Here is a 26,855-nt window from a genome sequence, read left to right as displayed (position 1 = left end):
AAAACCAGTTGAGACCCAACGCCGGTGCGTTATCGAGACGGTAGTTTAACGTAAGAAGCGGATAGTCAGCTAGGATTCGAGCGAGGTCGGAACTGAATCAAGCTTACGACGGACGAGCAACCATTTCGTTTTCCACATGTACCGGCACAGTGACTGGAGGGTCATTCGCAGCGAAAAACCTCTGGAAATCGAAATAAATCCGATAAAAAGTGGGTACCAAGATCACTACCAGCAGAGTTGCCACGAGCAATCCAAAACTGAGACTGGTGGCCATCGGAATCAAGATTTGCGCCTGGAATGAAGTTTCGAATAGAATCGGCGACAAGCCGGCAATCGTTGTCAGAGAGGTCAACAGAACGGGTCGAAACCTTCTTTGCCCCGATTCCAACAAGGCTTGTTCAACAGGAATTCCGCTCCGCACCTTTCGATTAATAAAGTCGATCAAGACGATCGAATCATTGACGACGACCCCGGTCAAAGCAACTAGCCCAAAGAAGCTGAACATGGTCAGCGGTAGCCCGAGCAGATAATGCCCTAGGATCGCACCAATGAAGCCAAAGGGGATAATTGCCAGCACGAGCAACGGCTGAAAGTAAGCTTTAAATTCGAGCGTAAGTAAGATGAACATGACCAGTAATGCCACACATGTCGCGATCAGCAAACTTCGCAACGACTCTTGTGTTTGTTCTTGCTGCCCCTCCCAACGAACCTGCACGGTGGGAAACTCACTCAACAATTCCGGCATGAATCCGGATTGCATCGCCTTAACAATCTCTCGCGCGTTTCCTTGTGCCTCGTCGACGTCCGCACTCACGGTGATCGATCGTTTTTGATCAACGCGATTGATTTCCGAATAGCCTCGGACCACATCGATTTCCGCAAGTTCTGAAAGCGGACGTTCCACACCGTCACCGACGCGAACAAGAATATCGTCGAAGTCTGCGAGTGAGCGTCGATCCGCCTTGGGATAGCGAACCATCAATTTCACTTCATGTCGACCACGTTGCAGTCTCATCACCTCGGCACCGTAGTAAGATGCTCGCACCGTATCAGCTAGATCCCCGGTGGTGACTCCCAGCGACTGAGCTTCCTGCTTCACACGGATCCGATACTCCCATTTGCCAGGCGTGGAATCATCTTGCACATCGAACACACCGGGATAGGTCGCCAGTTTCTCCTTGCACAACTCGACCGCTTTCTCGAGTGTTTTGACGTCTCCCCCGCTGGCCAACAGCTTAAACTCGATCGGGGTCCCCCCGGGACCAAAATCCCGTTCACCAAAGGTTAAACTCTCCATGCCAAAAACTGTCCCGCGCGCCAATTCACGCCATTTCGCGACGAGTTCTTGGGCGGTGAATTTGCGTCTGCTGGTATCGAAAAGTTCCACATCAACGCTGCCCACATGTCCCCCGGATGCGCCTCCCCCTTCGAGCACGTTACCGCCGCCCGCCATGGCACCAACCATTCGATAAACAACATTGACTAACGAGACATTCGGATCTTTCGTCAACTCAGTGCTTGCAGCGTGCAAAGACTGCACCAACTGCTGAGTTGCTTCGTCTGTAATTTCCGACGGCGTCCCATCTGGAAAAGCGATCGCACATTGAATGTAATTACTATCGACCTTGGGGAAAATAACGAAGGGGACGAATCCTGCTCGAACGAATCCTACCGTGAATAATAAAACGGAAATCGCCATGGCGAGTGTCACGTACCGATTCACCAACGCCCACTGGAGTGTCGGACGATAGTATCGAGTGATCACTTGCTCAAGGCAACGACTAGAAATCCGATTCACAGCGCGAAAAAAAACGACAATAAACCGAAGCGGAAAAAACAGGAAAGAGATAACTCGAAAGACCAGACTGTCATCATGAGCCAAGTGACAAGGCAGAATAAAAATGCACTCGAGCAATGACAACAGCAACATGGCAATGACCGCAAAAGGAATCACCGCAAAAAACTTCCCCATCACGCCAGACACGAACAACATGGGACAAAAAGCGATAACGGTCGTTGCGACTGACGCAGAAACCGAAGGCAGGACCTCTGTTGTGCCCTCGACTGCGGCCTGGAAGAATGATTTCCCCCTTTGTCGTTGCGAGTAGATATTTTCTCCAACAACGATCGCATCATCGACGACAATTCCCAGCGCCATTAAGAAGGAGAACATCGAAAGCATGTTCAGCGTCTGGCCTCCAAGTAGCAAGACCCCCCCAGCTCCTAGCAGGGCCACGGGGATGCCGAGTGCAACCCAAAACGCCAAACGCAATTCGAGAAACACAGCGAGCACCAAGAAAACGAGCAACAGCCCCATCAGTCCATTTTCCTGGAGCAACGCCAGACGATCTCTCACATCCTGCGATCGGTCGGCAAAGGCAAGCATTCGATATCCAGCGGGCAAGGTTTGCTTTTCGACAAATCCGCGGACATCGCGGGTCATCGCCAGCAGATCTTCGCTACGCGTTCGGCTAACTTCCAGAACCAATGCGGGCTCGCCATTAATTTCAACAATCGAGACAACATCATTAAAGTCGTCCCGTACCGTTCCCAGATCACCGACGGTCAGCACCACTCCCCCCGGTTCAGTGAGCAGCGGCAATTCGGAAATCTGCTGACCAATCAAGCGTTTGTTTTCACCGCGAAGCAGCACCTCCTGTCCTTCGCCAAGCAATTTCCCACCTGGAACTTCCAGATTTTCGCGTCGCACGATGCGAGCCACCTCATCAAGAGACAGGCCGTGTTTCTGCAAGGTCTGCTCATCAATCTCGATGTCGATTTGGTAGTCGCGTGCGCCTTTGATTGCAACTTGCGACACCTTGTCCAACTCAAGCAGGTCGTCCCGAACGGTCTCAACAACCGCCCTCAATTCCAACTCGTCATACTCACGAGTGGGTGGCGCCATGATGGCAATGTTGATAGCCGGTTCGCGAATCGTGATTTGCTGAATTTCGGCATCTTCCGCGAGCACAGGGAAGCTCGGGATGCGGTCGACTTCTGATCGCACCTCATTGACGACCTTTTGCACATCCGAGATGTTGGATCGCAATTCAAGAATGACAGACCCAAGTCCCTCTTGAGCCACGGAAGTGAGCTTTTTAATTCCATCGGTAGATTGAACCGACTCTTCAATTTTCTGGCAGATTCCTTCTTCTACTTCCTCGGGACTCGCACCTGGATACGGCACGGTGACCAATACGACTTCGAGCTCAAATTCAGGAAAGACTTCCCGACGCATGGTGTAGAGAGAGTACATCCCTACCACAAGAACCGCGATCATTAGAATGTTCATTGCGGGAGAATTCTTGATCGCCCATTCGACAAGTCGCCTCATCGCGCAACCTCCGACGAGACAGCTTTCGTGGCGTTCAGGACATTCTCATCGCGACTTGCAGCGGATGAACCTTCTTCGCGTATCGCCATTGAATTGGCAGCAAGAGGCAGCGGAGTAACGACGACTCGATCCCCGGCGACAACATCGGAACTGCCGGGAAACAACAAAATACGATCGTTCAACACCTGCGCCACGTCCACATCGCGAATCGACAGCTGATCATTGACACACAGCCAAATTTTGCTGCCTGGCCTCAAAGCGGTCACCGCGACCTCCACCAATGGCTGCTTGGTGGGTACAGCAATCTTGACCGTGACAAACATGCCACGCAATAGAGTCGGTGGTCCGGGCAAACCGCTATCGGAGGCGTCGGCTTGTGCTCTTCCCCCTCGCGGATTATCGACAATGGCCACGCAGGGAACCGTCCGGGTAGCCGGATTCAGTCCTGCACCGTCATACCGCGACAGAACCGCATCCCACTCAAATCTCCGCCCCTCAACCTCCACTTCGACCTTGGCCTTGAGCGGGGGCAACGCATAGCTGTCTCCCGCACTCAAATCTTCGTCGCCCGAACTCGCCCAGATCCAGCGAAGCTCGTCAAGCTTGAGATCAAAATCGATCTCAACCTTCGAAACGTCTTCGATTTTAACGAGCGTGGTTCCTTTCTGAACATAATCGCCAGCTTCGACCGGATCCTCCATGATGATGCCGGAAAGGGGAGATCGGATTTCAGTTCGTCGACGATCCAACAACGCCTTTTCCAACTGAACCAGTAACCCTTCTTTTTCCGTCAGATAACGGCTTCTGCGGGTCTGGATCAGCCGATCTTGATTCTCACGCAACTGCACCGTATTCATTGCTTGAAGCAACTTTTGTTGTGCTGCATCGGAGGCGGCTTGCGATGATACGCGTTGCTTCTGAAGTGCTTCAATTCTACCCACATTTCGATTTTGAAGCTCCAACTCCGACTTCGCTAATTTCAAAAGGTGTTCGTTATTCGCTCGCTCAACGTCCATCTCCTCAATGCTGACTTTTACCTCTGATATCGATTGCTGAATACGACGAACTTCTAGATCGTAGTAACTTGGATCAATCTGCAGCAGCAATTCATCTGCCCTGACGAAGTTACCCGCCAAAGAGGAGGCGCCCTTACTCTCGACACGGCCGGCCACCTCCGCCGCCAGCGTCACTTCGCGAAACGGAACAACCTCCCCCTGCACTTCGAGGCCAAGATCACTCTTGTCGCTGACGACGACTGCTTGGGTCCTGACGAGAGGTGGATTCCGTTTTGGAATTTGAGAATCGGGCGGAGTCTGCAACTTCATAATTGCAAAATATGCCACCAAACCAAGACTCATCACGAACACGAACGGCAAGCCTCGCAATATCGCGTTGGATGCTTTTGAAGTCATAAAATGTCTCACGAATCAGGCTTTTGACTGTTATCAAGTTAATGGAACGCGACTGCGTTTCAAACTAGAATCGCTTTCATGTGTGCCCATCCATCTCGGTTTCAGATGCGCAAAAATCTTGTTACGAGGAGCTCGCTTTTCCTTGTCGGAAGTCCGGCAAACTTCCCTTCAGTTCACTGTACGGTTTTCGTAAGCCCGGCACACTAAATGACACAATGTGTTCAGCCAATGCATGAGGATGGAAGTGTGCATCCAACTCATTCGCATCGACCATCATTTCGACCACACGGCGCTGTGAAAGATAAAAAACACACTGGCTAATAATGCTCAACCCCAACTGATGAATTTGAAAAGCAGCAGTCCCACGCGGCGCCATTTCGCGAATGACTTCCAACAACACGTTGAAGAACGGTCGAAATGACTCCTGCACCAACTCTTCGCAGGCCCGCGTCGGATCCATGATCTCTCGCAAGATCAGCCGGATACGCCAACTCGCCGCGTCACGACAAAGGAGACGCTGCAAAAAGGTTTCCACAAACATCAACAACTTTTGCTCAGGCGTTGTTTCGGCTGACCATTCGGGGAGTGGCCATTGATCAGCAATCAGTTCTCGAGCATGTTTGACGGCGTCAATATAGAGACGTTCTTTATCGCCAAAGTAATAGTTGACGGCAGCGACGTTCACTTTTGCTCGCTGACAAATGTCGCGAACCGTGGTGCTCTGGTAGCCACGAAGGGCAAAGATCTCGCCCGCGACTAACAGGATCCGTGTCCGCACCTGATCTTTTGTCATCTGACTGCCACAAGAGGAGAAAATCTTCGTTGCCACCTGGCTCAGTTCGAGCGGCCCAACCGCAATCTGAAACAGACGTATCAAACACTTGTTTGAAATCTTAGAGAGAGATGCTTCAGCTGACAAGCCTCAAAAATCACGACGAACGCAAGTCGTTTGAAATAAGCCACTTAGAAATAAATCCTATTTCAAGAACGCTGAAACCGATAATGCTCGACAAACCATTCCTGCCCATTCTGGTAACGGAATAGTTCGGCACAGGCCATGAAGAACATACGCCAGCGTTGTAACTGGCGATCAGCGGCCGCCCGCCCAAGATCAACCCGAAAGAGCTGCGCGAGTTGTGTTCGATCGGCATCCAACTTTTGCAACCAAGCGTCGCAGGTGCGGGCATAATGGTTTCCATTCACACTCCACCGTTCTTGCGTCCTCAAATCGGCGTCAAACTTCGTGAGCCAATCTGCCGAGGGCATCATGCCGCCTGTAAAGAAGTGTCTTCCCATCCAATTTTCTTCTCCCTCCGTTTCGAAGAGGTAGGCAGAATGGCGGTGGCAAAAAACGTGTACAAACAGTTTTCCATCGGGTTCAAGCCAACGAGAAATTCGGCTCATCAACAGTTGATGATTGCGAACGTGCTCGAACATTTCGATGGAGACAACTCGATCAAACCGCTGTTCGGTATCAAAATCAGCCACATTGGCAGTCAACACGGATACGTTCTCAAGGCCTTGTTCACGACATCGATTTTCAATGAAATGCTTCTGCGGCGCCGAATTGGACACCGAAGTAATCTGACAGTTGGGCCAATTTTGGGCAATCCAGGTGGTCATTGAGCCCCAGCCGCACCCCAAATCGAGAACACGCATTCCGTCAGAAATTTCAGCTCGCTCGGCGGTCAACCGCAGCATCTCCACTTCGGACTCGTCCAAAGTGGAGTTTTCCGACGCCCAAAGTCCACAACTGTATTTCAGATAAGCTCCTAAGACAGCCTGAAAAAAATCGGGTGGAACTTCGTAATGTTGGCAGTTAGCTTCGTTAGCATTGACGAGCAGCGGACCGTTACTGAGTGATTCAGCCAGTTGGGTTTGGTCAGGGAGTTGCTTGGTTTCTGTGATCCGTTTGTCGAGCATACGACGTATTCCACGTCGGACCAGAGCATCAGGGACCCAACCACTCTCAGCAAGGGCAATTGCGGACAGAGCCATCAATCCATATCCTCGAGACTAGAACAGTATTCTCACGAACCGAACAGTATTCTCACGAACCGAACAGTCGCCGAAAAGCTGTATAGATCCTGTCACACCATTCGACAACCTTGATCAGCACACAAATCAGGCCGGCAAAAAGAGGCGTTTGGCATTTGCCGTCGTTTGTTCGGCTATTTCGCTCAAAGTAACAGCTCGCACCTCGGCCAGGCATTGCGCTGTGTGCACGATCAAGGCGGGTTCATTCGGCCGTACCGATCGTTTCGGATGCGGCGAAAGATAGGGCGAATCGGTCTCAATCAGCAGACGATCAGCGGGAATGAGCGAGGCCACCTCCCTTAATGCTTCCGACTTCTTGTAGGTCACCATCCCGGCAAAACTGATGTACATTCCCAGTGACAAGCACTCGCGAGCTCCTGCCGCGTCACCAGTGTAGGAATGCATCACACCCAACAAGGGTCCTTGACGGCGAGCTTCCTGCAGCATCACGACAATCTCATCCAGGCAATCCCGCATGTGCACAATAAAAGGCAACTGGGTCTGCCGCGATAGATCCAAATGTCGCTGAAAGTAATCTTGCTGTAGCTCAAAAGGAGTGTGATCCCAGTAACGATCAAGGCCCGTTTCTCCGATGGCCACCACGCCCTCGCGTTTCGTCAGTTCAACGATTGTTTGCCAATCAGTGGGCTTCGCTTCGGAGCAGTAGTTGGGTTGGATTCCGACAGCGGCGTGCACGGTCGAATACTTCGCAGCGAGTTCGAGGCACTTTAGCGAAGATTCAGCAGTTGTGCCGACGGCGACGAGATGCTGCAGGCCCACATCCGTGGCCCGCTGGATGACCGCACCAAGATTCGCCCCAAATTGCTCGTCATCGAGATGCGCGTGAGTGTCGAACAGATGCATAGCGAACTCAATCTGTTCCCGGCAGCCCCGGATGTCAGGCGGAAACGGTCCGGGCTTCCGTCAAATTCTCCAAATGTGCTTTCGCAGCGCCCAGAGCTTCCTCAGCAATCGCTTTAGCGATCGGCGCATCCTTGAGCTGATCGATACACATTTGAATTTGTTCGATCTCATTCCGCTGACGCTGCTTGACTTCACTCAAGATATAATCGAGTGACAGATCGTGCATGTCAGTAAAGACCATCGGAAACTCGCCCGCGTGCGTTACCGCCCCGCACCCTACAATAAGCGAACCGATTCGATCTGACATCAATTGTTGATCTTCGGCAACATGTCGAAGGGCGGTTGCGGCGGCCAAATCGTCCTCCGCGAACCATGGGGGCGCATTGACCAGATACATCGGCAGTGAATGACTGTGCAACGCGAGCAGTCGATTCAATACGTCAATCGTCGTCGAATCACCCATGAAAAATGTTTACCTTACGTCAAAATAGTTGTTGCGCTGCAGCCTGAGCCCATTTGTTCAACGTGTCGATGTAGAGCAACAAAGTCATGACGGGAATCGTTAAAACAACAACAAAAGTTCCCGCCAAAAAAGAAACCGGAGCAACTGGCACGGGCCCCCCATCACGTTCGGGGTCAATCGTCATGATCTTCACGACCCGCAAGTAATAGAACAAGCTAATCGCTGTGTTGATACCACCAATAACGAGCAGCCAAAGCAAATAATTTTGACCGGTCACGCGCCAAGAATTCGCCAAGGCAGCAAAAATCGCGAACTTGCCGAAAAATCCGGCGAGTGGAGGAAGCCCCACCAAACTGAACAGCAACAAGGCAAAGGCAACAGTGATGATTGGTGATCGACGGATCAAACCTGAGTAGTCCGCGATTTCTTCACTTCCCAACGAATTACGAAGGAAAGCAATCACTGCGAAGGCTCCCAAATTCATCAGCAGATAGATGGCCACATAGAGCGCAAGTGCCGCAATCGCCTGCTGAGACACGGCTGCGTCGACTCCCACCGCCTCGATTGCCGCAGGTATCGCCAGCATCATGTAGCCCGCATGAGCAATCGTTGAATAGGCCATCAGCCGTTTAATGTTTGTCTGGGCGTAAGCAGCCAGGTTCCCAAAGGTACAGGTCACCGCAGCGATCACACCAACCAACAAGCCGATGAAGCGTCTGACGGGCACCAACGGGGCTGCCTGATCCGAAGCCATCGGTTCCAAATCAGCTTCATCAGCGACCAATGCAGTCTGACTGGCAGTCGAGATGGCCGCGGGTTGATTTGCTGCGGGTGCCGTTGTTGCGACCTCTGAGCCGGTGGGCACGGAGACTCCAACCGCAACCCGAACCAACAAAGCGAGGGCCGCTGCTTTGGAAGCAACCGACAAGAACGCGTTGACCTCTGCCGAAGCACCCTCGAAAACGTCTGGACACCAAAAGTGGAACGGCACGGCCGAAAGCTTAAACGCCAAACCGACCATGATCATCAGACCACCCAAGGCCAGCACCATCGTCTGCTCGCCGCTCATCGACGGCAATGTTTCCGCGAGCTTCAAGGCGATTGTCGGCAAGTGGGCCGTGTTGAGCACTCCAGCCACCAAGCTGATCCCATAAAGCATCACGCCCGCGGCGCCCGCGCCATAAATGGAATACTTCAGAGCGGCTTCACTGCTCTTGCGTTTGTGTTTCATCTGGCCAGCGAGTGCATATGATGGCACGCTCGCCATTTCGATTGCGACAAATACCATCAACAGATGATTGGCGGAAGCCATGAGACACATGCCAATCGTGCTTCCGAGTACCAAACAATAAAAGTCTGTGGCATCATCTCGTTCCGGATTGCGTGATAAGACTGTAAAAACAGTGAACAGCAGCACGAACACCAACAAGAAAATTCGCAAGTAGACGGTGAAAGGGTCTAACACCAGCATACCAGTGAACAGTTCATGCGAGGCAACGCCACCGTCAGGTCCCGTTGGCAACCAGGACGGTAAGGCGACGAAAAGTGCAAGACCGGCACCGACCAACGTCATCACAGCAGCCGGTATGAACCTTCCCCAACGGCACGCACGAACGAGCAGCATGACCATAATTGTCGCGCTCAGCACCAACTCGGGTGCGAAGGCGGGCCACAACGAACCCTTGGTATCGTTGATGAATTCGGCTGCGATTTCGTGTAACTGCACTTTAACCAGCTCTCAATTGATTCAAGTTGATCACGTTCAGCGATCCGTTAGCGTATAACAGCGGTTGGTTCACTCGCTTCCGATCTTTCCGGGGCGCCAGCCGGCGATCCAAGATCGGGTTGCGAATTATTTTCAACCGAAAGCAAAGAAATCGACTGGGTGCCCGTTGCTTCGTCTGATTTCTCATCAGATTGCGCTAACACCTCTTCTTCGTCGACTTCAGCACCCTCCAATTCGGGCGTTTTCACATTTTTCGTCCAGTCACTCAGGCTCGTAACTTGCGCGTCGATCGTAGCATCCATGTACTGCAAAACAGCTCGTGGATAGACGCCTAAGAAGATCGCAAACACGACAAGCGTCACTGCCACACTCAATTCTCGTGAATTGATCGGTCGAATCTCGTCGCCATGGGGACCCTTGTATTCCGGACCAAGGTAGACACGTTGAATTGCCCACAAGATGTAGGCCGCAGTCAACACCACGACGCCGGCTGAAACGATGGCCATCCAGTGGCTAAAGTTCCAGACGGAAAGCACCACAAAGACCTCACCGATGAAACCGCAAAGACCGGGCAAGCCCAAACCGGCAAAGAAAATAATCATCGCCAGGGCAGTATAAACCGGCATGCGGCCATAGAGGCCACCAAACTCGTTCAAGTTGCGATGATGCACCCGCTCGTAGATCACGCCGACCATGAAAAACATGCCCGCCGAACTCACACCGTGACCAATCATCTGGAACATCGCACCCTTGATCCCCATGTTCCAGGAGTAAGAGTCGAACATTGTGCCTGCAGTCGCCGACCAAACGCCCAAACCGAGTACGACATATCCCATATGGCTGACCGAACTGTAGGCAACCATGCGTTTAAAGTCAGTTTGCGCCAAAGCGGCGAAAGCACCATAAACCATGCTGAGCACGCCCAGGGCACAAACGAAGGTGGCAAAATCGTAGCCTGCGTGTGGGCAGATCGGGTAACAAATCCGAATAATGCCATACCCACCCATCTTTAGCAGCACGCCCGCCAGAATCATCGAAATCGGGGTAGGTGCTTCCACATGAGCGTCTGGCAGCCAAGTATGCACCGGCACCGACGGAACCTTGATCACGAAACCAATAAACAACAGCAAGAAAGCCCAGTGCTGAACAGTCCAGCCAGGGAACAAAATGTCCTGCGAGGAAAACAGATCCGTGTGCTGCCCCATATGCTGCAGGGCAAGAATATTAAAGGTGTAGTGAGAACGTTTTCCGCTCTCAATCTCGTCGAAAAGATCTTTCTTGGCACCTTCCAACTGTGCCGAAGTTGCTTCGGCAACGGGCACGTCAAATTTTTGTTGCAAGTTGCGAGTCAAAACATGACTGTCCGCCAACTGTTGGGTCGTCAGTTGTGTCAAATCGCTATTGAAATACAGCATCAGAATGGCAATCAACATCAATACGCTACCGAACAGCGTGAAGAGGAAGAACTTGATAGCTGCGTATTCTTTCCGTGGACCTCCCCAGATACCGATCAAGAAGTACATCGGCAACAACATGACTTCCCAGAAGACGTAAAACAGGAAAAAGTCCAACGCGAGAAATACACCCAACATCCCCGTGACCAACAAGAGATAGAGCATGCAATAAGCTTTGACATTCGTCTTGATCGTCCAACTCGCAATCATCGAGAGCAGACTGATGAATGCCGTTAGAATCACGAGCGGTAGGCTGATACCGTCGGTCCCCATGAAGTATTCGATGTCAAACGACGGAATCCATGGCTGATTGAAAACTTGCTGCATCGCCGGTTGTCCGATGTCGAATGGCATAAGCACAAACAACACGGCAAAGCCCATCACGAACATCGTCGTCGCCAATGTCACGAACTTGCAGAAATCGTCCGTACCTTTGGGGAACAACGCCAGTACCGCGGCCACAACAGCGGGCACGAAGATCAGCAGGCTTAATACGAGAATAGGACTGTCCATCAGTTTGTCATTTCCGAAAATTTGATGGTTTTAAAACCGGTCTTTGAATGATTAATTAAAATTCGATTGCTACTGAGCGAGTGCGAACCGCCAAAAACTTGCCAACACAAACACAATTACCGTGCCAGCTACGATGAACATCACGTACTGCCGCAAACTGCCAGTCTGAACTCGACGCAGCGAAGCTCCGCAGCGATAGGTCAGGGTTGCCAATCCATTCACGAACCCATCCACGATGGTGCGGTCCGCCATTCGTTCCCAGAAGCCGGCAAAAACCTTAGTCGCCCAAGCCAACCAGTCGATGAACCCATCGATCCAAGTACGGTCAAACGATGCAATCCATCCCGAGACAACGTGACACGGACGCACAAACAGGAAATTGTAAAGTTCGTCGAACCACCATTTGTTCAGCAGGAATCGGTGAATCGGCGCGAAAGTCTTTTGGGATTCCGCAGCGTCTAGCTTGCGGAGTCCATAGAACATGGTTGCCAGGAAAAAACCACCGAAGGCAGTAGCGAACGCAATCCAAGTCGCCGGCACGCGAATCGCAGCGACGTGACTATCATGCTCGTTGGGCCAAGTCATCGAAAGCAACGCGGCTTCTTCGGTCGGAAGTGTACCGGCAGGCCTTGCTTGTTCGAGCAAATTGCCGAGTGTCACGTCGTTGTTTCCGGACATCGAGAGCACCATCCCAATCACAACCACCACGACACTGATCACCAATGAGGTGATTAATGGGTCACTGGGCAGATGATGATCTTCCTGCTGTCCACTCACAGAACGTCGAATATAAAGTGCAAAGAAGAAGATCGCGGCAACCAATCCACAAACGATTCCCTGCACGGGCCCCCAAGCGACACCGATCGCGAATACCGACAACAGAATCAGTGGCCGATACATCACCGGAGGTGACTCGTGGGCGTGGTCGTAACGGTGCTGATCACGAGGTTGACCCGCAAAGGTCAAATACCAGAGCCGGAACATGTAAAAAGCAGTGATCGCAGCTCCGCCCGCGGCGGCCAAGAAAAAGACATTTCCCCAACCGGGGTTCGTATTTCGAAAAGAAAGAGCCTGCTCCAGAATCGCATCCTTGGAATAAAATCCACTGAAGCCAAAACCGTAGCTCTCGCCAAACAAGACAACCGCAAAAGGAATACCCGCACCCGCAATCGCCATGCATCCGATCAGCATGGTGTAGGCGGTCCACGGCATCTTTTTGCGCAAGCCACCCATCTCCGTCATCTCATTGGTGTGCACCGCGTGAATGACTGAACCACTGCACATGAACAAGAGGCTTTTGAAAAAAGCATGCGTGAACAAATGCATTACCCCAGCAAGCCAACCACCGAGCCCCAGGGCCAACATCATGTAGCCCAACTGACTGACGGTCGAGTAGGCCAAAACTCGCTTGATATCAGTTGCTGTAATCGCGATAGTCGCCGCCATGAACAACGTCACAGCACCAACAAGTGCGATCACGAAGAGTACTTCGGGAGTAAATACGGGATAAAATCTCGCCACTAAAAAAACACCAGCGGCGACCATCGTCGCTGAATGCACCAGCGCCGAGACGGGAGTCGGTCCTTCCATGGCGTCGGGCAACCAGACGTGCAGCGGAAATTGAGCACTCTTGCCGATACAGCCGCAAAAAATCCCGACTCCAGCTACGATCAATAACCAACGTCCATATCCACCCGGAACACCCGACGTTTTCGCATCTCGCCATTCGGGAAGCTTATCATCGACGGCCTTCTTAATTTGCTCGGCTGTCGCACTGGGGCCCAACCCGGCAACGACTGCGGCAACCTCTTTTTGAGCTGAAGCGCGAACCATGCCGTCAGGAACAACCAATGCGTAATCGTTCTCGGAAGATCGCACCTGCTCAAAAATCCCGTCAGCACCGCCGAAGGAAAATGTCCCCAGGCTCCCCCAAAGAGCCATCAAGCCGATGATCATCCCGAAGTCACCAACTCGATTGACGATGAATGCTTTATTGGCTGCCGTTGATGCACTGTGGCGTTCAACATAGAAACCGATGAGGAAGTAGGAGCAAATACCGACAAGTTCCCAAAACACGAAGGTCATGGCGATGTTGCCGGAAAGTACGAGCCCGAGCATGCTGAAGCAAAACAGCGAAAGGGCTTGGAAGAATCGGTGAAAACGACCGGGGCGGTGCAAATGGCTACCATCTTCCATGGTCACTTCATGATCGACGTAGTCGGGACCTTCCAACTCATCGTGCATGTAGCCGGTTGCGTAAAGATGAATGCAAGTTGCAATCAACGTTACCATGCAAAACATGCAGACGGTGAGCGTGTCAATATAGACACTTATGCTCATCCGATGCCCTATCCCGAAATCACCAAGCGAATAGACCTCGTAGGAGTAGTGAGGCGGTGCGACCGCGTGGCCGTGATCGCCGTGGTGATCGCCGTGGTGATCACTGTCGGCCGCATTGGTTTCGCCATCGGTACCGACCGCTTCATCCGTCTCGCCATCGGTATGAACCGCATCCGCCTCATCACTGGCATGTGTGTCACTGTCTGCCGCATTGGTTTCACCATCCGTGCCGACGGCTTCATCATGCTGGGCTGCATGAGCGGATCCATGGTCACCGATCGGCGGATGATTCGAGAGCCAGATACCGAGCGAAATGACCGAGAGGATGCAGGAGACAAGAATCGCGCCTGTGGCGCAAGCACCGGCTTGCTTGCCACCTTTTCCCATCTGCGGGCCAAATAGCAAGATCAATGCAAACGAGCCCAACGGCATTAAAACCGCGAAGCCCAACAACCAAGATAGGACGACCCCGATATCCATCAGCCCTTTAACTCGTCGGCTTGATCCACGTCAATAGTGGCGTGGTTATTGTAAAAACTAAGTGCAATGGCCAATGCAACAGCCGCTTCGGCGGCAGCCAGCACAATCACGAACAAGGCAAAGAATTGGCCATCGAGCCCCAGCGAGTTTTCTCGCAGGTAGCTGCTACCAAAGGCAACGAAATTGATATTCGCACCATTGAGAACCAATTCAATCCCCATCAATACTCCTAACGCGTTGCGTTTAGTGGCCATACAAAGTGCACCCGTCACAAACATGACGGCACCGACGACCAAAAAATGTGAAACGCCAACGGGTTCGGTTAATAAACTCATTTTGAATTACTGTAATGGATCGGAACCGTGTCGATTCGACCCGATCGTTCCTCGAAGAAAACCCAACTCAACAAGCTCCCAAATTGCACCAATAACGGGCAAAAGTGGCAGCAACAACCAAACTGTCGACTTCCCGCGATCATGCCATCGCTTCGCTCGAATCGCTAAAGCGGGCCACAGCACGAGTAAACTTCCGAACACGGCCAACAAAACCGCAAACAACGGAGGACGATCCAAGCTTTCGTCAACGATGCCAAACGCCAACGGTGCCATCACAATCGCCAACACGACATTCAACACGATGACGCCATGAAACCAGTAGGCGTGCCGAGGTATTCGCCCGTGAAAACTGAAGTACAGCTGACTGTACGGCATCGTAAATGTCGAGGGCTGCGGAGTCCCGTAGGACACAATCGTTTTGGTTCTCGCCAAATACGCTGCGCCAATCAACACAACCAATAGATGAACCGACACAATCTCAAAAGGTAAGAGATAGCCCGACATACCCGACCGGAGGACCGGATCGGTTTGATGAGCCTTATCGACACGGATGCCGATCAAGCCCCACCCCAAACTTGTCGCCGATTCACCTTCGATAATCGACAGTGAATTTTGATCAGCGCGCGGCACTCGCCATTCGTCAACCGAGATGGCTGTTACCGCCAACAGCGTGAACAACGAAGCGCCAATAATCGAAGCCAAGACCCAATCGCTACTGCGGGTTTTCATCGAAACAAAGGCAGCCTTCGCCGTGAGCATCACGCCAAAAATCAACAGAACAAGCGTTCCGCCGACATAGATCATCACTTGCATCGCCCCCACGAACTTCGCTCCCGCCAGGAAGAACAAGCCGGCAGTGGATGCGAGGGAGACGATCAAATAAAACGCCATACGAACGATGCTCGTCGACAGCAGCACACCAATTGCGAAGCCGCAGGTCAAACCGGCAAAGAGCAAAAACAAAAACGAATGCCAATTGATTGCATCAAGCATCAGCCACGTCCTCCTGGCCGGTCAGACTTCGATTTCGAAGCCGTATCCGCGACCGGACGGGCAGGGGCAGTTGGCGAAAGCTGCGAATCGGAGGAAACTGCGTCGGTAGAGCTCTCTCGTAAAGAAACTTCACTCTCATCCTCTGCTGACTGATCGGCCTCAGAAGCCGGAATATTTGGATCACTGACCTCGGGTTCCTCGAAAGCAGCCAGAACCCAATTCTCACGAACTTCAAAACGGTCTAAGTCAGCCGCCGTCGGAAGTCCGAACGTTTGCCAAGCCAGAACACCCACGAAACAAGCGGCTGAAATCGGCACACAATACTTCCAGCACATCGTGATCACCTGATCGATACGCAATCTTGGCAAGGTCCAGCGAATCCAAATCATGACGATTACGCCGATCACCGACTTGCCGATGAAGTTCACGCAGCCAGCCAGATTGGCCAAGTAACCATAGAAACTAAACTCAGTGGCCCCCGCTTCGTATCCGAAGCTTTCGAAAATCGGAATCGGTCCATTCCAGGCACCGAAAAACAGAATGACAGCGAGTGCACTGATCACAAACATTGAACCGTACTCCGCCATGAAGAAAATACTCCATCGGAGTCCGGAATACTCGGTATGGAAACCGGCCACCAATTCACTCTCGGCCTCAGCCAAGTCAAACGGAGCTCGGTTCACGCTTGCCATCCCACAGGTGAAATAAACCCAGAAGACGCAAAACGTAAATGGATCATGAAGGATCAACCAGTTTTGCAAGCCGCCCTGCTGCATCTGCCCGATCGTCACCAAGTTCATGGATCCGCAAATCATCACCGGAATGATCACGCACAGGCCGAGCGGTACTTCGTAACTTACAACCTGAGCCGCCTCTCGCATCGCGCCGAACAGTGACCACTTCGAGCCACTCGCCCATCCCGCCAAGATCACGCCGAATACTTCGAGACCTAAAATCGCCAGAATGAAGAATACGGAGGTATTGATTTCCCGACCGGCCCAACCGGCCGCAAAAGGCAGGGCAAGGAACGCAACAAAGCTGGCAGTGAAAGACAAATAGGGGGCGATCCGAAACAGCAGCGGATCGGCCGCGGCAGGCATCACATCTTCTTTGGTGACCAGCTTCAAGCCATCAGCCAGCGTCTGCAACCAACCGAACTTACCACCGACACGCGTCGGACCCAGTCGATCTTGTATCCGGCCCGAAATTTTTCGCTCCAACCAGATAAACAGCAGAGCTCCAACTGCCACGACATTGATCAGCAAAAAGATATGAATCAGCGCTGTAACGAAGAACCCCAACCAATGGCCGGGGGGCTTCGAGATCAAGCTATTCAGTATGTCGGCCACCGTCGTTATCCCACCGGCTTCCTAGCCTGTGCACCTTGCTGGTCAGAGTGATCCACAAATCGTCCAGAGATCGTGAAATAATGCACAATGTCCCGCAGAGGCACAAGCCCCGGTCGCCCAGTTTTTCCCTTTATCGATCGATTTCGCCCATCACGATGTCTAAAGAACCGATTACTGCGGGTATGTCAGCGATCGGAATCCCACGACAGAGCTCATGGGTCACGGAGAGGTTGCAAAACGAACTACTCCGAGCTCGGACCCGCCACGGAATCGAAGTCCCGTCACTGACGAGATAAAAACCCATCTGCCCTCGAGGGGCCTCCGTTTCCAAATAAACTTCGCCTTTCGGCAATTTATGGGCGAGCTTGATCGGTACGCCGAAATCGCCCTCCGCCGAACGATATCGATCCATGGCTTGGCGAACGAGGTCGATTGCCTGCATGACTTCGAGCATTCGCACGTAGAACCGATGCCAACAATCTCCCAAAACAGCCTCGACGGGAACCGGCGGATAATTGTGATCGCGTGGGTAGTGCCCATCTTTTTGAACAATCACCTCAAACGCGTAGCCATCGTACATTTCTGTATATCGTTCTTCACCATCGCGACGAAGATCGTAGTCCACTCCACTGCCACGAAGCACAGGACCAGTACAGCCGTAATCAACGGACATTTCAGCGCTCATGACACCGACGCCGCAAGTCCGCTTGATGAAGATCACGTTCGAGGTCAGCAGCGTGTGATATTCGGTAATAATCGGCTCGAGACCGGCAAGAAAAGCCTCGCATTTTCCCAACCAACCATCCGGCAAGTCAGCCGTACAGCCACCCGGGGTGATATAGCTGTAAGTCAGACGTGCTCCGCAGACTTCTTCGAACAGATCCAGAATCTTTTCTCGTTCACGAAAGGCATAAAGAAATGGACTGAACGACCCGAGATCCAATCCATAGGCTCCCATCCCGACCAGGTGACTCGCGATTCGCCCCATTTCAGCAATCACCACTCGTAGATGCTTGGCTTTCTCAGAGAGCTGATGATCGAGTAATTTCTCAACACACATGGCCCAGCCGAGATTCATATTCATCGCGGCCAAATAATCCATCCGGTCGGTGTAGGGAATCCACTGCCTGGGCGTCAGATTCTCACCGATTTTCTCGGCACAACGATGCAGGTAACCAATATGCGGCGTGACCTCCGAGACAAGTTCGCCATCGGTCCTCAGCACCAGCCGCAAAACGCCGTGAGTGCTAGGATGTTGCGGCCCCATGTTGACCAACATTTCATCGGTACGAACATCGAACTCGACAACTTTTTCGCCGATTTGTGTCGCCATCGGTTTAATTACTTTCGCGGTAGAAAATCAGATATTAGCGGAACAATAACGGGAGGCACCGCTCCTAGCGTCCTCGGATTCCGTGATACTCAAGCGGCATTTCGTAATCACGTCGTAAAGGATGGCCAACCCAGTCCTCCGGACAGAGAATTCTTCGCAAATTGGGATGCCCCACAAAATTAATGCCCGACAGATCGTAAACCTCACGCTCATGCCAGTCTGCTGTTGCCCAGATACCGCTCACCGTAGGCACTTCCGGCAATTCACCGACCTTATCGTCCTTCCAACGCGGCAGCATCACTTTTAAGACCAGCGTGTGTTTCTTACTAATACTGGAAAGGTGATACACCAGTTCCGTATGGGGTTCCCAATCGACTCGCTTGGCTTTCTTGGGATCGGGTTCCAAATAGTCCACCGCAGAGATGCAGTTGAGCAGGTCGAATTCGAGAGTTGGCTCATTGCGAAGATACTCGGCCACCTCCAACAGACCTTCAGGTGAAACTTCAACCCAGGGATCGATAACATCGAGCCGATCGCCGGTGATCTTATCGCCAAATCTTTTTTTCAGATCAGGAACTAAAGCCATTCCAATATCCCTTCGAACTCACGCAAGCGTAACAGGGCAAAAATCAACAGAGAGTGCAAACGCCTCACGCGGACAGCACAGATTCCTGAGGCGTTGCCGACTGTGCGGCTTGACGTTCAATGGCCGGTGGAGGTGTACCCGACACAGCACGTACCCAATCCAACGCTCCGGTTCGCCACTCGTAAGCGAAGCCAATCAGCAGCACGACAAAGAAAAAGCTGACCGCAATTGCCGCCACAGCGAGAATTTGCCCGAAGCCCGCATAGACAAGCTGGCCGTCTTCATTGCGTTCGCCCGACATGAGCATTCGATTGGCTTTTGTCGTCGAATCGGTTTCAGGCAACTGGGGGTCACGAATCCCCATCTCACGATACATGCTCACCGCGTTGGGCGCCCAGGCCAGCCCATCCCCTTGGGCAATCACCAATTGCCCAGATGTAGGCTCCGTCATTGCGGATTTCTCGGGCGCTCTAAACAAACCCACCGCCGTCGCAGGCATCTGCGATCCATAATCCGGATCCAGCATCGAGACGGCGTGGGTCACCTTGCCATAAACGGTCGCCCATGGGAACAAGAAAGCGACCTCGACATCAAAAATAATGAAGACCAACGCCACAACGTAAAACCTGAGGTCGAACTGAACGAAGCTCGAGCCAATGGCTGGCTCACCGCATTCGTAAATCTCCAGCTTCTCCTCTGTTGGATTCGCCGGTCGCAGAAAACGGCCTACCAACAGGTTTACGAAGACAAAAACAAAGCCCACTCCGCCGAACAGAGCCAAGTAGGCGACTATACCGACAGACGAATCAACCGCGGTTTGCATCAATTCACCAAAATCCCTAAAACGTTTAATCGCGGACAGAGCTTCGTCCGTAGACCCACAGCAATGAACAATTTTGGTGGGATTGGCATTTTTTTGCAAGTGCCAAACGAGAGAAGAGTTGAGAGCTTAGTCCAAAGCCTCACTGCTAAGGAAATCTCCAGCCGTGCTGCTTTCGGCGGTGAGCAGCTGCCGTTCCTCAAAACCGGCATCGATTTCATGCCAATGGAGCACTTCCGACTCCCCCAGTTTCCAGCAGAGATAGACCTGCCTACCATCGAGCTCCGCAGGAAAATCGACCAGGCCTTCCGGACCTTTCGGTTCGACACCCAGTTCCCGTAACTCGTCGACAAAATCTTGCAGCTTGTGGATATCGCGTTCCAGATCTTTCTCCACCTCAGCCAACTCGTCGGTATAAACGTCGCCAGAATCGCGATCCCGACCGTCCAACAAGTCATCCAAACGATGCCGACGATCGATCACTTCATTCGACAGTGCGACCAAATCTGACGCGATAGCTCGCACCAGCGGCAGCATATTGTTCGCTTGCTCAACGGTGAACCGCTTTGTCGATTTCTGACTTACTTCGCTCATTCAACTCGACCTTGTCCCCAAATAATCGACCGTTAGTGAAGGAAACTCCTAATCAACGACTCCCTGATTGGAACTATTACTCACTGGTTAGGCCCACCGTGCACTGGCTCTGCGATCACCTTCGATTGGGCAACCGCCGTCGGATTGAGAGTTGACCGTCCCCAAGCCACGTCGACGGGCAATCGCGAAAAGTCAACGATGCAACCGTCGCGGCTGTAACAGCTCAGGTCATGCGTCGCTCCCATAAAGATACAGTCTACCGGACAGGGCTCAACACACAGCGCGCAAAACATACATTTCGAATAGTCAATCGCGTAACCCGTTACCCGAAAGCCTTTTGCGCCTTCAACGCGTTCTTTGCCGATGTAAATACAATCGACCGGGCAAACCTTGGCGCATTGATCGCAGGCAATGCAAGTAGTCAAGTCAAATCGATGAAACCCCCGGTAACGGGCTGAAACCGGCACGGGCTTTTCCGGATACTCAAATTGCTCTGTAAAGGTTCCACGATCAGCGCGGTAAGTTTTCAGCCAGTACCGCAGAGTAACGTAAAGCCCTTGGGCGACCGTGACGACGGCCTGCACCACATTTCGAAACCAATTGAGCATGCTTGTATTTTTTTCGTCAAGAGACGTTCCTCTCGTCAGAACGCCCGTTTTTCCTGAATCATTCTCGTACCACAGCAAAATGGCGGTGGCAGCCAACCCTTGAATTATATGCGGGTGCCTTTTCTCCGCAACCGATGATCAACGGCTTGAGTGACTCCCGCGTCATGCATCATCGCTTTACTCTTTCGACAAGACCGCGATCGCTCTCCCCAATGGACTCTCGAGGTTGTGATTTGGAGCCATTCTTTCCCTCGGCACCGCCCCTATTGCTTCTATTCGCGCTCCACCCGCTGCCGCAGCACCAAGAACTCCGGCCCGGGAAATGCAAATGAGAGAACATCCCGATCAGAATGAACAAAACGCGGACACAAAAAAACCTTCGCAGAGCTGCCCCGCGAAAGCGGAAGCACTCAATCGCCCCGAATCGTCAACCAATTTTTACCATCAAAGTCAACTTCATCGTTGAAACCAGAACCAGCCACCGACAAAAGTGTCTACGGAAATTTGCCAGCAAACAAACGATTAAAGCCAAACCTCTCCGGACAAATCACCAGGCGGACAAAAAATGCGATAACTCCCAGCGGAAAAATGACTTCAAGCAGACTAGAAAGATGGGCAGCCCTCCGCACACCCCTCATGAAGGGGGATCGACAACCGTCGCAGACGCTACGAATTCTATGCCATAAGGTCAAACTTTTTTGGCATTCGACAAATTCACGAGATCGGTTTTCTTGACTCAAGCAGATCGGCACGTAGAGTGAAAGACAGGATGTGACGCAAACCAAAGCATTACGTGAGGTTTTGGCAGGAAGATGTTGTCTCGTTAGAGACTACCCAAAAAATCATGGTTTGACGTCGCCAGTCACGGGAAGGCACAGTACTTACAGCGAAGGAATGGAAAATGTTGGTTTTGTCCCGAAAAAAAAATGAGAGCATCGTCATCAACAATGACATCACCGTCGTGGTAGTGGAAATCCGCGGTGACAAGGTTCGACTTGGAGTCGAAGCTCCGAAAGAAGTGCCTGTGCATCGACGAGAAGTTTACGATGCCATCAAACGCAGCGAGATGGAAGAAACGTCAAACGAAGCCGACGCAGCCGAATGATCGCCTGATATCCATCGGTGCCACTCTTCTCTTTCATCTCTCATGCTCTACGATGCTCTCGTGCTGCTAATCTGTGCAGACGATTCGGCAATCTGAGCAAAACTCAGTTCGTTCAGTCTGTCGTTTAGCCTTGACGAACGTCTGCCGAAGCCGTTAAAGTCGCCATCTGTTGAAAACGGCCCCTTCGTCTAGCGGTCTAGGACTCCGGCCTTTCACGCCGGCAACACGGGTTCGAGTCCCGTAGGGGTCATCAGGCATTGGTAACTACCGTGTTCGACGGTGTTTTCAATGCCTTTTTTCACTGTTGCTTGCCTATTCTCGGCAGGACTGGCGTCGCTTTTTGGCATTGGCTTGAAAAGGGCGGACTTCCTTGATGGACGAACGTCGTTGACGGCTCTGAGCCGCGCTCCCCTTTGATTGGCTTTACTCAACTGAGAGGCTCGCTGCCATGTTTGCCTAGAGAAGCCGTTCTCGCAATGTGTTACGATCGATGAGTTCATAGATGCATTCTCGCATCCCGAGGTAACCTATCTGCAATTCTGATTCGCCGTCTAACCATGCCTTAACAACGCGATCTAGTCGTTTCAACCGCTCCTGCCGATTCCAGCGTTGAGCGTTATCTCAAATGTGAATTGCAATGCGTATGTTGCTTCCTGATTTTCTACCTTGATAGATTTGTGCAACTTGAATTGAATTCCAACAGGTCATGGCGTTTTGTTTTCCTGTTGCAATGAGCTGCTGGTTGCAGACCGGGAACAACGATCGCTAAGAAGCGTCAACAAGGCTCGTGCATTTTCCGCTAACAGAAAAACGAACCGCACAAATCTTCCCATCGTGAGAATTGAATTCTGGACTTCCGGCATCAGTGATCCACACCGGACGAAACCGTTCCTGACAGGTCGTCGAGCAGCGGCTGACAAGCCGATTAAAAAGCGTAAGCAAATTGGATGATACGGCCCGGCTCATGCTGTTGCCTGCTTTCGGAAGCTCACCGCAGAAACCGCATAGACCCGTGGTCCAAGATCCCATTTCCAGGGACGATCAATCTGAATCTGAGCCGCATCGATACAGTCCCTCAATTCGTTTTCAATTTGTCGTCGGATGGCAAAAGGGTTCGTTCCCATAAAGAAATTGTTCTGTTCGATCCATTTCTTTGCTGCTTGGGCGAGCATCAAACTGTCGAGTTCTGCCAGTTCAGGACAGGTTTGATTGGAAACGAAATCAGTTATCAAAATCCCCCTACCGCCGGGCTTCAGGAGCGATGCCAAACAACGTAAGTGCTGACGTCTCAAATCGATCACCGCATCCGGCAGCTCGACGCAGGTCGCCCCCAGAAGCATCACCATCGATTCGACCAATTGAGATAACAAACAAACCGAAACGACGACGCTAAAGCGTTCTGGAGTCCATTCCGGCGTTTGCTGCACGACGTCCGTCCATTGATCACGCGATCCAAGATCTAATCGCGCCAGTCCACCAGTCACATCGACTTCGCACAGAGTCAGTTGGCGTGAAGGAGACAAGTCTTGGCGTTGCACCCCCCCTTGCAGGGCAGTGCTATCAAGATCGACAAGTTCAATTCTCGAATACTGACGGATCAATGTCTGCAGATCGATATCATTTGCATTTCCCGCACCCAACAAACATAGACTTGCTTTTTGATCCGTGGCTGCCGCTTCGATCCGACGGGTAACTTCGGCTCGATGGCCGGCAAATCGTGCCCAACCGTCACGACTCTCACGGTTTCTGGCCTCCTGCAACTCTCGATATGGGTCCATTACCGATATCCGCTCAAAAAGGTGTCAAGCTTATAACAAAACTGATCCGCTTCGGGCTGAAACGAGAGAACCCGGGGTCCTATATTCCGTAGTAAGTGCCATCCCCACCGATCTTCCATCCGGCCAGCAAGTGTACCGGATTTTCGGAATAAGGTAGGATTAAACCGGCAAGCGAGGGATGTCCTCCGCGAAGGCAATCTCCGAAACGGCTCAAGCAAGAACGGGTCAAGATGCAACAAAGAATGCAACCATCTGCTCTACTCAGTCTGGCGTTGGCAATTATTTTGTCGGGCGGTTGCGGCAAAGTCGATCGCGCTCCGATTGACGAGGCGAATCATCTACTTTCTTACGACAAAGTCGATCAGGCAATTCAGGTGGCTAATTTAGCTTTAAACCAAGCCACAACGCCGGAAGAAAAATCCGCTGCCTACACGCTAATCGGACAATGCTACCTGGCACTTGCGGTCGACGCCGAATCGCCTCGCGACCTTCATGCCAATCGACAAGCCCTTGACGATGCGATCGTGGCATTTACGGCATCTGTCGAAACGCTCGATAATTTCCACGCTCGTTACGGTCGCCGCACCGCCTACAAAAAGTTAGGCCAGGACGGCTTGGCCTTAGACGACTACGTCGCAGCGCGTAAGCTCGACCCGGATTACCAATCGTCACGTATCAACGAGAAACCAGAAGAAATTCGCGATTATCTTGATCTCGACGTTAAACACTTGGAGGACGAAAAAAAGGGAACGAGCCAAGCGAATTCCATCAACGATCAGGAGGGCACCCAGGACTGGCAGATGGAAGTCCGTCAAGAAAAAGATAAAGCTGCCAACACTATTGGCGACCGCCCCAGATTGCAATCCAACCGAGAAAAAATGTCGGCCGTGAATAGGCCAGCTAGAGAGAATCAACACAACAATTCCAGCTCCGAGAAAACGAGAGCAAACGGTAACTCGCCTGAATGGTTGAGCCAACAGAACCAACAAACCTCCGCTTCGGACGAGCCTAACGCTCAATCTGGCCAGCCCCGGTCACCGTCGCTGGAAGACGGCTCCCAACCTAATTCAAGGCGGAATCAGCAAAAAGATTCGAGCGAGGACACCCCCAAACAGGTCGGTACCAGAGCCGGCTGGCGTGGCTCGAGCTTTCCTCTGATTGCCCCCCCGATGCCAACAACAGGCCTGCCGACAAGGGCTGCTCCCACCACCGGCCTGCCGATAACCGGACCTCCCACCACCGGCCTGCCGATGACCGGACCTCCCACCACCGGCCTGCCAATGACCGGATACGGCCTCTCGCCCAACCTACCGATCGCCGGTGCGCCCACGACAGGCATCGGCGGATTGCCCATCCCACATGCATCGGGAAGTGGGTTCGCAGGCATCTCACCCTCGAACCCCACGACCGGCGTTGGAACCGCGCGAGTGGGATTACCGACGACTTGGCCAGCCAAGACAGCTTGGCCAGCCAGACTTTTCCCATCGGTTCCTCGCTTTCGACATGGTGTCTCTCTCCCCCGCTCGGGCGCTGATGCGACGCAACCCTACGTTGCTCCATCGGCGGGAATTCCGGACGATCTTGCACCACGACCTTTGCCCACTACGTTCGGTCCCAATCCGACCGCACGCCGGGGCGCCACTCAGTTCGGCACCAGTCCGCTTTCGCAGCCAATCCCTGGCCAGTCGATTCCTAGCGTGCCAGGCTCACTTGTGCCCCCTTCGCCTAAATAACCGCTCGAGGGGGGGGGTCATGGAACGACGACAGTTAGGCCGCACCTCTGTTTATGTCAGTCCCGTCGCTTTGGGATGTTGGCCCATCGCAGGCATGACCAGTCTGGATGTCAACGAATCGGACAGCATAAAGACGATTCAAGCTGCGTTAGACTGCGGCGTCAACTTTTTTGACACGGCCTACTGTTATGGAAGCGATGGCGAAAGCGAGCGTCTGCTGGGACGTGTCATCGCGAGCTGTCGACAAGAAGTCGTTGTCGCAAGTAAAGGCGGAATTCACTGGCAAGGAAGCGAGCGCCAACTCGATGCATCGCCCGACCGAATTCAATACGAATGCAGCGCAAGCCTCAAACGACTCGGAACCAACTACCTGGATTTGTACTATCTCCACGCGCCGGACCCATCGACTCCGATCGAAGAATCGGCCATCGCTTTCAGCCAACTCGTGGAACAAGGTTGTGTTCGCGCCGTGGGAGTATCGAACCTTTCGGTCGAACAAACAAAACGATTCCATGCAATTTGTCCACTTTCAGCGGTACAACCTCCTTACAACATGCTGCTGAGAGGTATCGAAGCTGAACTCATACCTTGGTGCCAGCAGAATCAAATCTCGGTCATTCCTTATTGGCCACTCATGAAGGGACTGCTGGCCGGGAGGTTGACTCGCAGCCATCCGTTTCGTGCAGGTGACGGTCGACAAAAGTACTCGGCTTTTCAAGGCACAGAATGGCAGAAGAATCACGATCTGCTCGACCAATTGCGAACGATTGCAGACTCGGCCGGAAAGACAGTCGCCCAGCTTGTCGTCAATTGGACCATTCACCAAGTGGGAATCACGGCAGCGTTGTGCGGCGCAAAACGTGGCTACCAAATCGAAGAAACGGCAGAAGCGATGAACTGGGTGTTGACCCCAGGCCAGCGAGCAAAAATTCAAGCCGCCTTGCAAAGCCGAGGTTTACCTCTGGCCATCTCTGCGATTTAGCTGTCCTCCATGGCGA

At 52.4% G+C, this 26,855-nt stretch carries 21 protein-coding genes and 1 tRNA gene; 4 read left to right on the top strand and 18 right to left on the bottom strand.

Going from position 1 to position 26,855, the window contains the following annotated elements:
* Positions 1-103 precede the first annotated feature (103 nt).
* The 17 genes from P8N76_09955 to P8N76_09875 all read right to left on the bottom strand — a co-directional run bounded on the left by P8N76_09955 (position 104) and on the right by P8N76_09875 (position 21,241).
* The gene (locus P8N76_09955) at positions 104-3,334 is read right to left on the bottom strand and encodes an efflux RND transporter permease subunit (GenBank protein MDG2381986.1); all 3,231 of its coding nucleotides are present in this window, start codon (positions 3,332-3,334) and stop codon (positions 104-106) included.
* Positions 3,331-4,746: an efflux RND transporter periplasmic adaptor subunit gene (locus P8N76_09950; protein MDG2381985.1), complete on the bottom strand. Its 1,416-nt coding sequence runs from the start codon at positions 4,744-4,746 to the stop codon at positions 3,331-3,333. The genes P8N76_09955 and P8N76_09950 overlap by 4 nt, the downstream gene beginning before the upstream one ends.
* 121 nt (positions 4,747-4,867) lie before the next feature.
* Positions 4,868-5,539: a CerR family C-terminal domain-containing protein gene (locus P8N76_09945; protein MDG2381984.1), complete on the bottom strand. Its 672-nt coding sequence runs from the start codon at positions 5,537-5,539 to the stop codon at positions 4,868-4,870.
* Positions 5,540-5,727: 188 nt separating this feature from the next.
* Positions 5,728-6,744, bottom strand: coding sequence for a cyclopropane-fatty-acyl-phospholipid synthase (locus P8N76_09940; protein MDG2381983.1), 1,017 nt, complete (start codon positions 6,742-6,744; stop codon positions 5,728-5,730).
* 126 nt (positions 6,745-6,870) lie between these two features.
* Complete coding sequence (locus P8N76_09935; GenBank protein MDG2381982.1) at positions 6,871-7,647, bottom strand: TatD family hydrolase; 777 nt, start codon at positions 7,645-7,647, stop codon at positions 6,871-6,873.
* Between the two features lie 34 nt (positions 7,648-7,681).
* Positions 7,682-8,110, bottom strand: coding sequence for a hypothetical protein (locus P8N76_09930; GenBank protein MDG2381981.1), 429 nt, complete (start codon positions 8,108-8,110; stop codon positions 7,682-7,684).
* Between the two features lie 19 nt (positions 8,111-8,129).
* Entirely contained in the window at positions 8,130-9,836 is a 1,707-nt protein-coding gene (locus P8N76_09925; protein MDG2381980.1) for an NADH-quinone oxidoreductase subunit N, read from the bottom strand.
* 47 nt (positions 9,837-9,883) lie between these two features.
* Positions 9,884-11,803 (bottom strand): NADH-quinone oxidoreductase subunit M, encoded by a 1,920-nt coding sequence (locus P8N76_09920; GenBank protein ID MDG2381979.1) that lies wholly within the window; start codon positions 11,801-11,803, stop codon positions 9,884-9,886.
* A gap of 69 nt (positions 11,804-11,872) precedes the next feature.
* Positions 11,873-14,623: a proton-conducting transporter membrane subunit gene (locus P8N76_09915; protein MDG2381978.1), complete on the bottom strand. Its 2,751-nt coding sequence runs from the start codon at positions 14,621-14,623 to the stop codon at positions 11,873-11,875.
* The gene (gene nuoK / locus P8N76_09910) at positions 14,623-14,958 is read right to left on the bottom strand and encodes an NADH-quinone oxidoreductase subunit NuoK (GenBank protein ID MDG2381977.1); all 336 of its coding nucleotides are present in this window, start codon (positions 14,956-14,958) and stop codon (positions 14,623-14,625) included. Before nuoK ends, P8N76_09915 begins: the two co-directional genes overlap by 1 nt.
* A 6-nt stretch (positions 14,959-14,964) precedes the next feature.
* Complete coding sequence (locus P8N76_09905) at positions 14,965-15,951, bottom strand: NADH-quinone oxidoreductase subunit J (GenBank protein ID MDG2381976.1); 987 nt, start codon at positions 15,949-15,951, stop codon at positions 14,965-14,967.
* Positions 15,951-17,300, bottom strand: a complete 1,350-nt coding sequence (gene nuoH / locus P8N76_09900) for an NADH-quinone oxidoreductase subunit NuoH (protein ID MDG2381975.1) — start codon at positions 17,298-17,300, stop codon at positions 15,951-15,953. Before nuoH ends, P8N76_09905 begins: the two co-directional genes overlap by 1 nt.
* Positions 17,301-17,430: 130 nt before the next feature.
* Positions 17,431-18,633, bottom strand: coding sequence for an NADH-quinone oxidoreductase subunit D (locus P8N76_09895; protein ID MDG2381974.1), 1,203 nt, complete (start codon positions 18,631-18,633; stop codon positions 17,431-17,433).
* Between the two features lie 64 nt (positions 18,634-18,697).
* The gene (locus tag P8N76_09890; GenBank protein MDG2381973.1) at positions 18,698-19,219 is read right to left on the bottom strand and encodes an NADH-quinone oxidoreductase subunit C; all 522 of its coding nucleotides are present in this window, start codon (positions 19,217-19,219) and stop codon (positions 18,698-18,700) included.
* 64 nt (positions 19,220-19,283) lie between these two features.
* Positions 19,284-20,042 carry an NADH-quinone oxidoreductase subunit A gene (locus tag P8N76_09885; GenBank protein MDG2381972.1) on the bottom strand — a complete coding sequence of 253 codons (759 nt, stop codon included), beginning with the start codon at positions 20,040-20,042 and terminating at the stop codon, positions 19,284-19,286.
* A 126-nt stretch (positions 20,043-20,168) separates the two neighbouring features.
* Positions 20,169-20,633, bottom strand: coding sequence for a DUF2203 domain-containing protein (locus P8N76_09880; GenBank protein MDG2381971.1), 465 nt, complete (start codon positions 20,631-20,633; stop codon positions 20,169-20,171).
* 80 nt (positions 20,634-20,713) lie between these two features.
* Complete coding sequence (locus tag P8N76_09875; protein MDG2381970.1) at positions 20,714-21,241, bottom strand: 4Fe-4S binding protein; 528 nt, start codon at positions 21,239-21,241, stop codon at positions 20,714-20,716.
* A gap of 901 nt (positions 21,242-22,142) precedes the next feature.
* Between P8N76_09875 and csrA the strand changes: the two genes are divergently transcribed.
* Both csrA and P8N76_09865 read left to right on the top strand, forming a co-directional pair.
* Positions 22,143-22,346 (top strand): carbon storage regulator CsrA, encoded by a 204-nt coding sequence (gene csrA / locus P8N76_09870; GenBank protein ID MDG2381969.1) that lies wholly within the window; start codon positions 22,143-22,145, stop codon positions 22,344-22,346.
* 177 nt (positions 22,347-22,523) lie between these two features.
* Positions 22,524-22,596: transfer RNA gene (locus P8N76_09865), tRNA-Glu, on the top strand.
* 712 nt (positions 22,597-23,308) lie between these two features.
* Here the strand turns inward: P8N76_09865 and P8N76_09860 are convergent.
* Complete coding sequence (locus tag P8N76_09860; protein ID MDG2381968.1) at positions 23,309-24,124, bottom strand: hypothetical protein; 816 nt, start codon at positions 24,122-24,124, stop codon at positions 23,309-23,311.
* A 242-nt stretch (positions 24,125-24,366) separates the two neighbouring features.
* Between P8N76_09860 and P8N76_09855 the strand changes: the two genes are divergently transcribed.
* Positions 24,367-25,857: a hypothetical protein gene (locus P8N76_09855; GenBank protein MDG2381967.1), complete on the top strand. Its 1,491-nt coding sequence runs from the start codon at positions 24,367-24,369 to the stop codon at positions 25,855-25,857.
* A 19-nt stretch (positions 25,858-25,876) separates the two neighbouring features.
* Positions 25,877-26,839 (top strand): aldo/keto reductase, encoded by a 963-nt coding sequence (locus tag P8N76_09850; protein ID MDG2381966.1) that lies wholly within the window; start codon positions 25,877-25,879, stop codon positions 26,837-26,839.
* Positions 26,840-26,855 lie beyond the last annotated feature (16 nt).

The sequence above is a fragment of the Pirellulaceae bacterium genome (genome assembly GCA_029243025.1).
Classification (GTDB): domain Bacteria; phylum Planctomycetota; class Planctomycetia; order Pirellulales; family Pirellulaceae.
The sequence above is the reverse complement of the archived record's forward strand: the minus strand, read 5'-3'. Positions and strand labels throughout refer to the sequence as shown.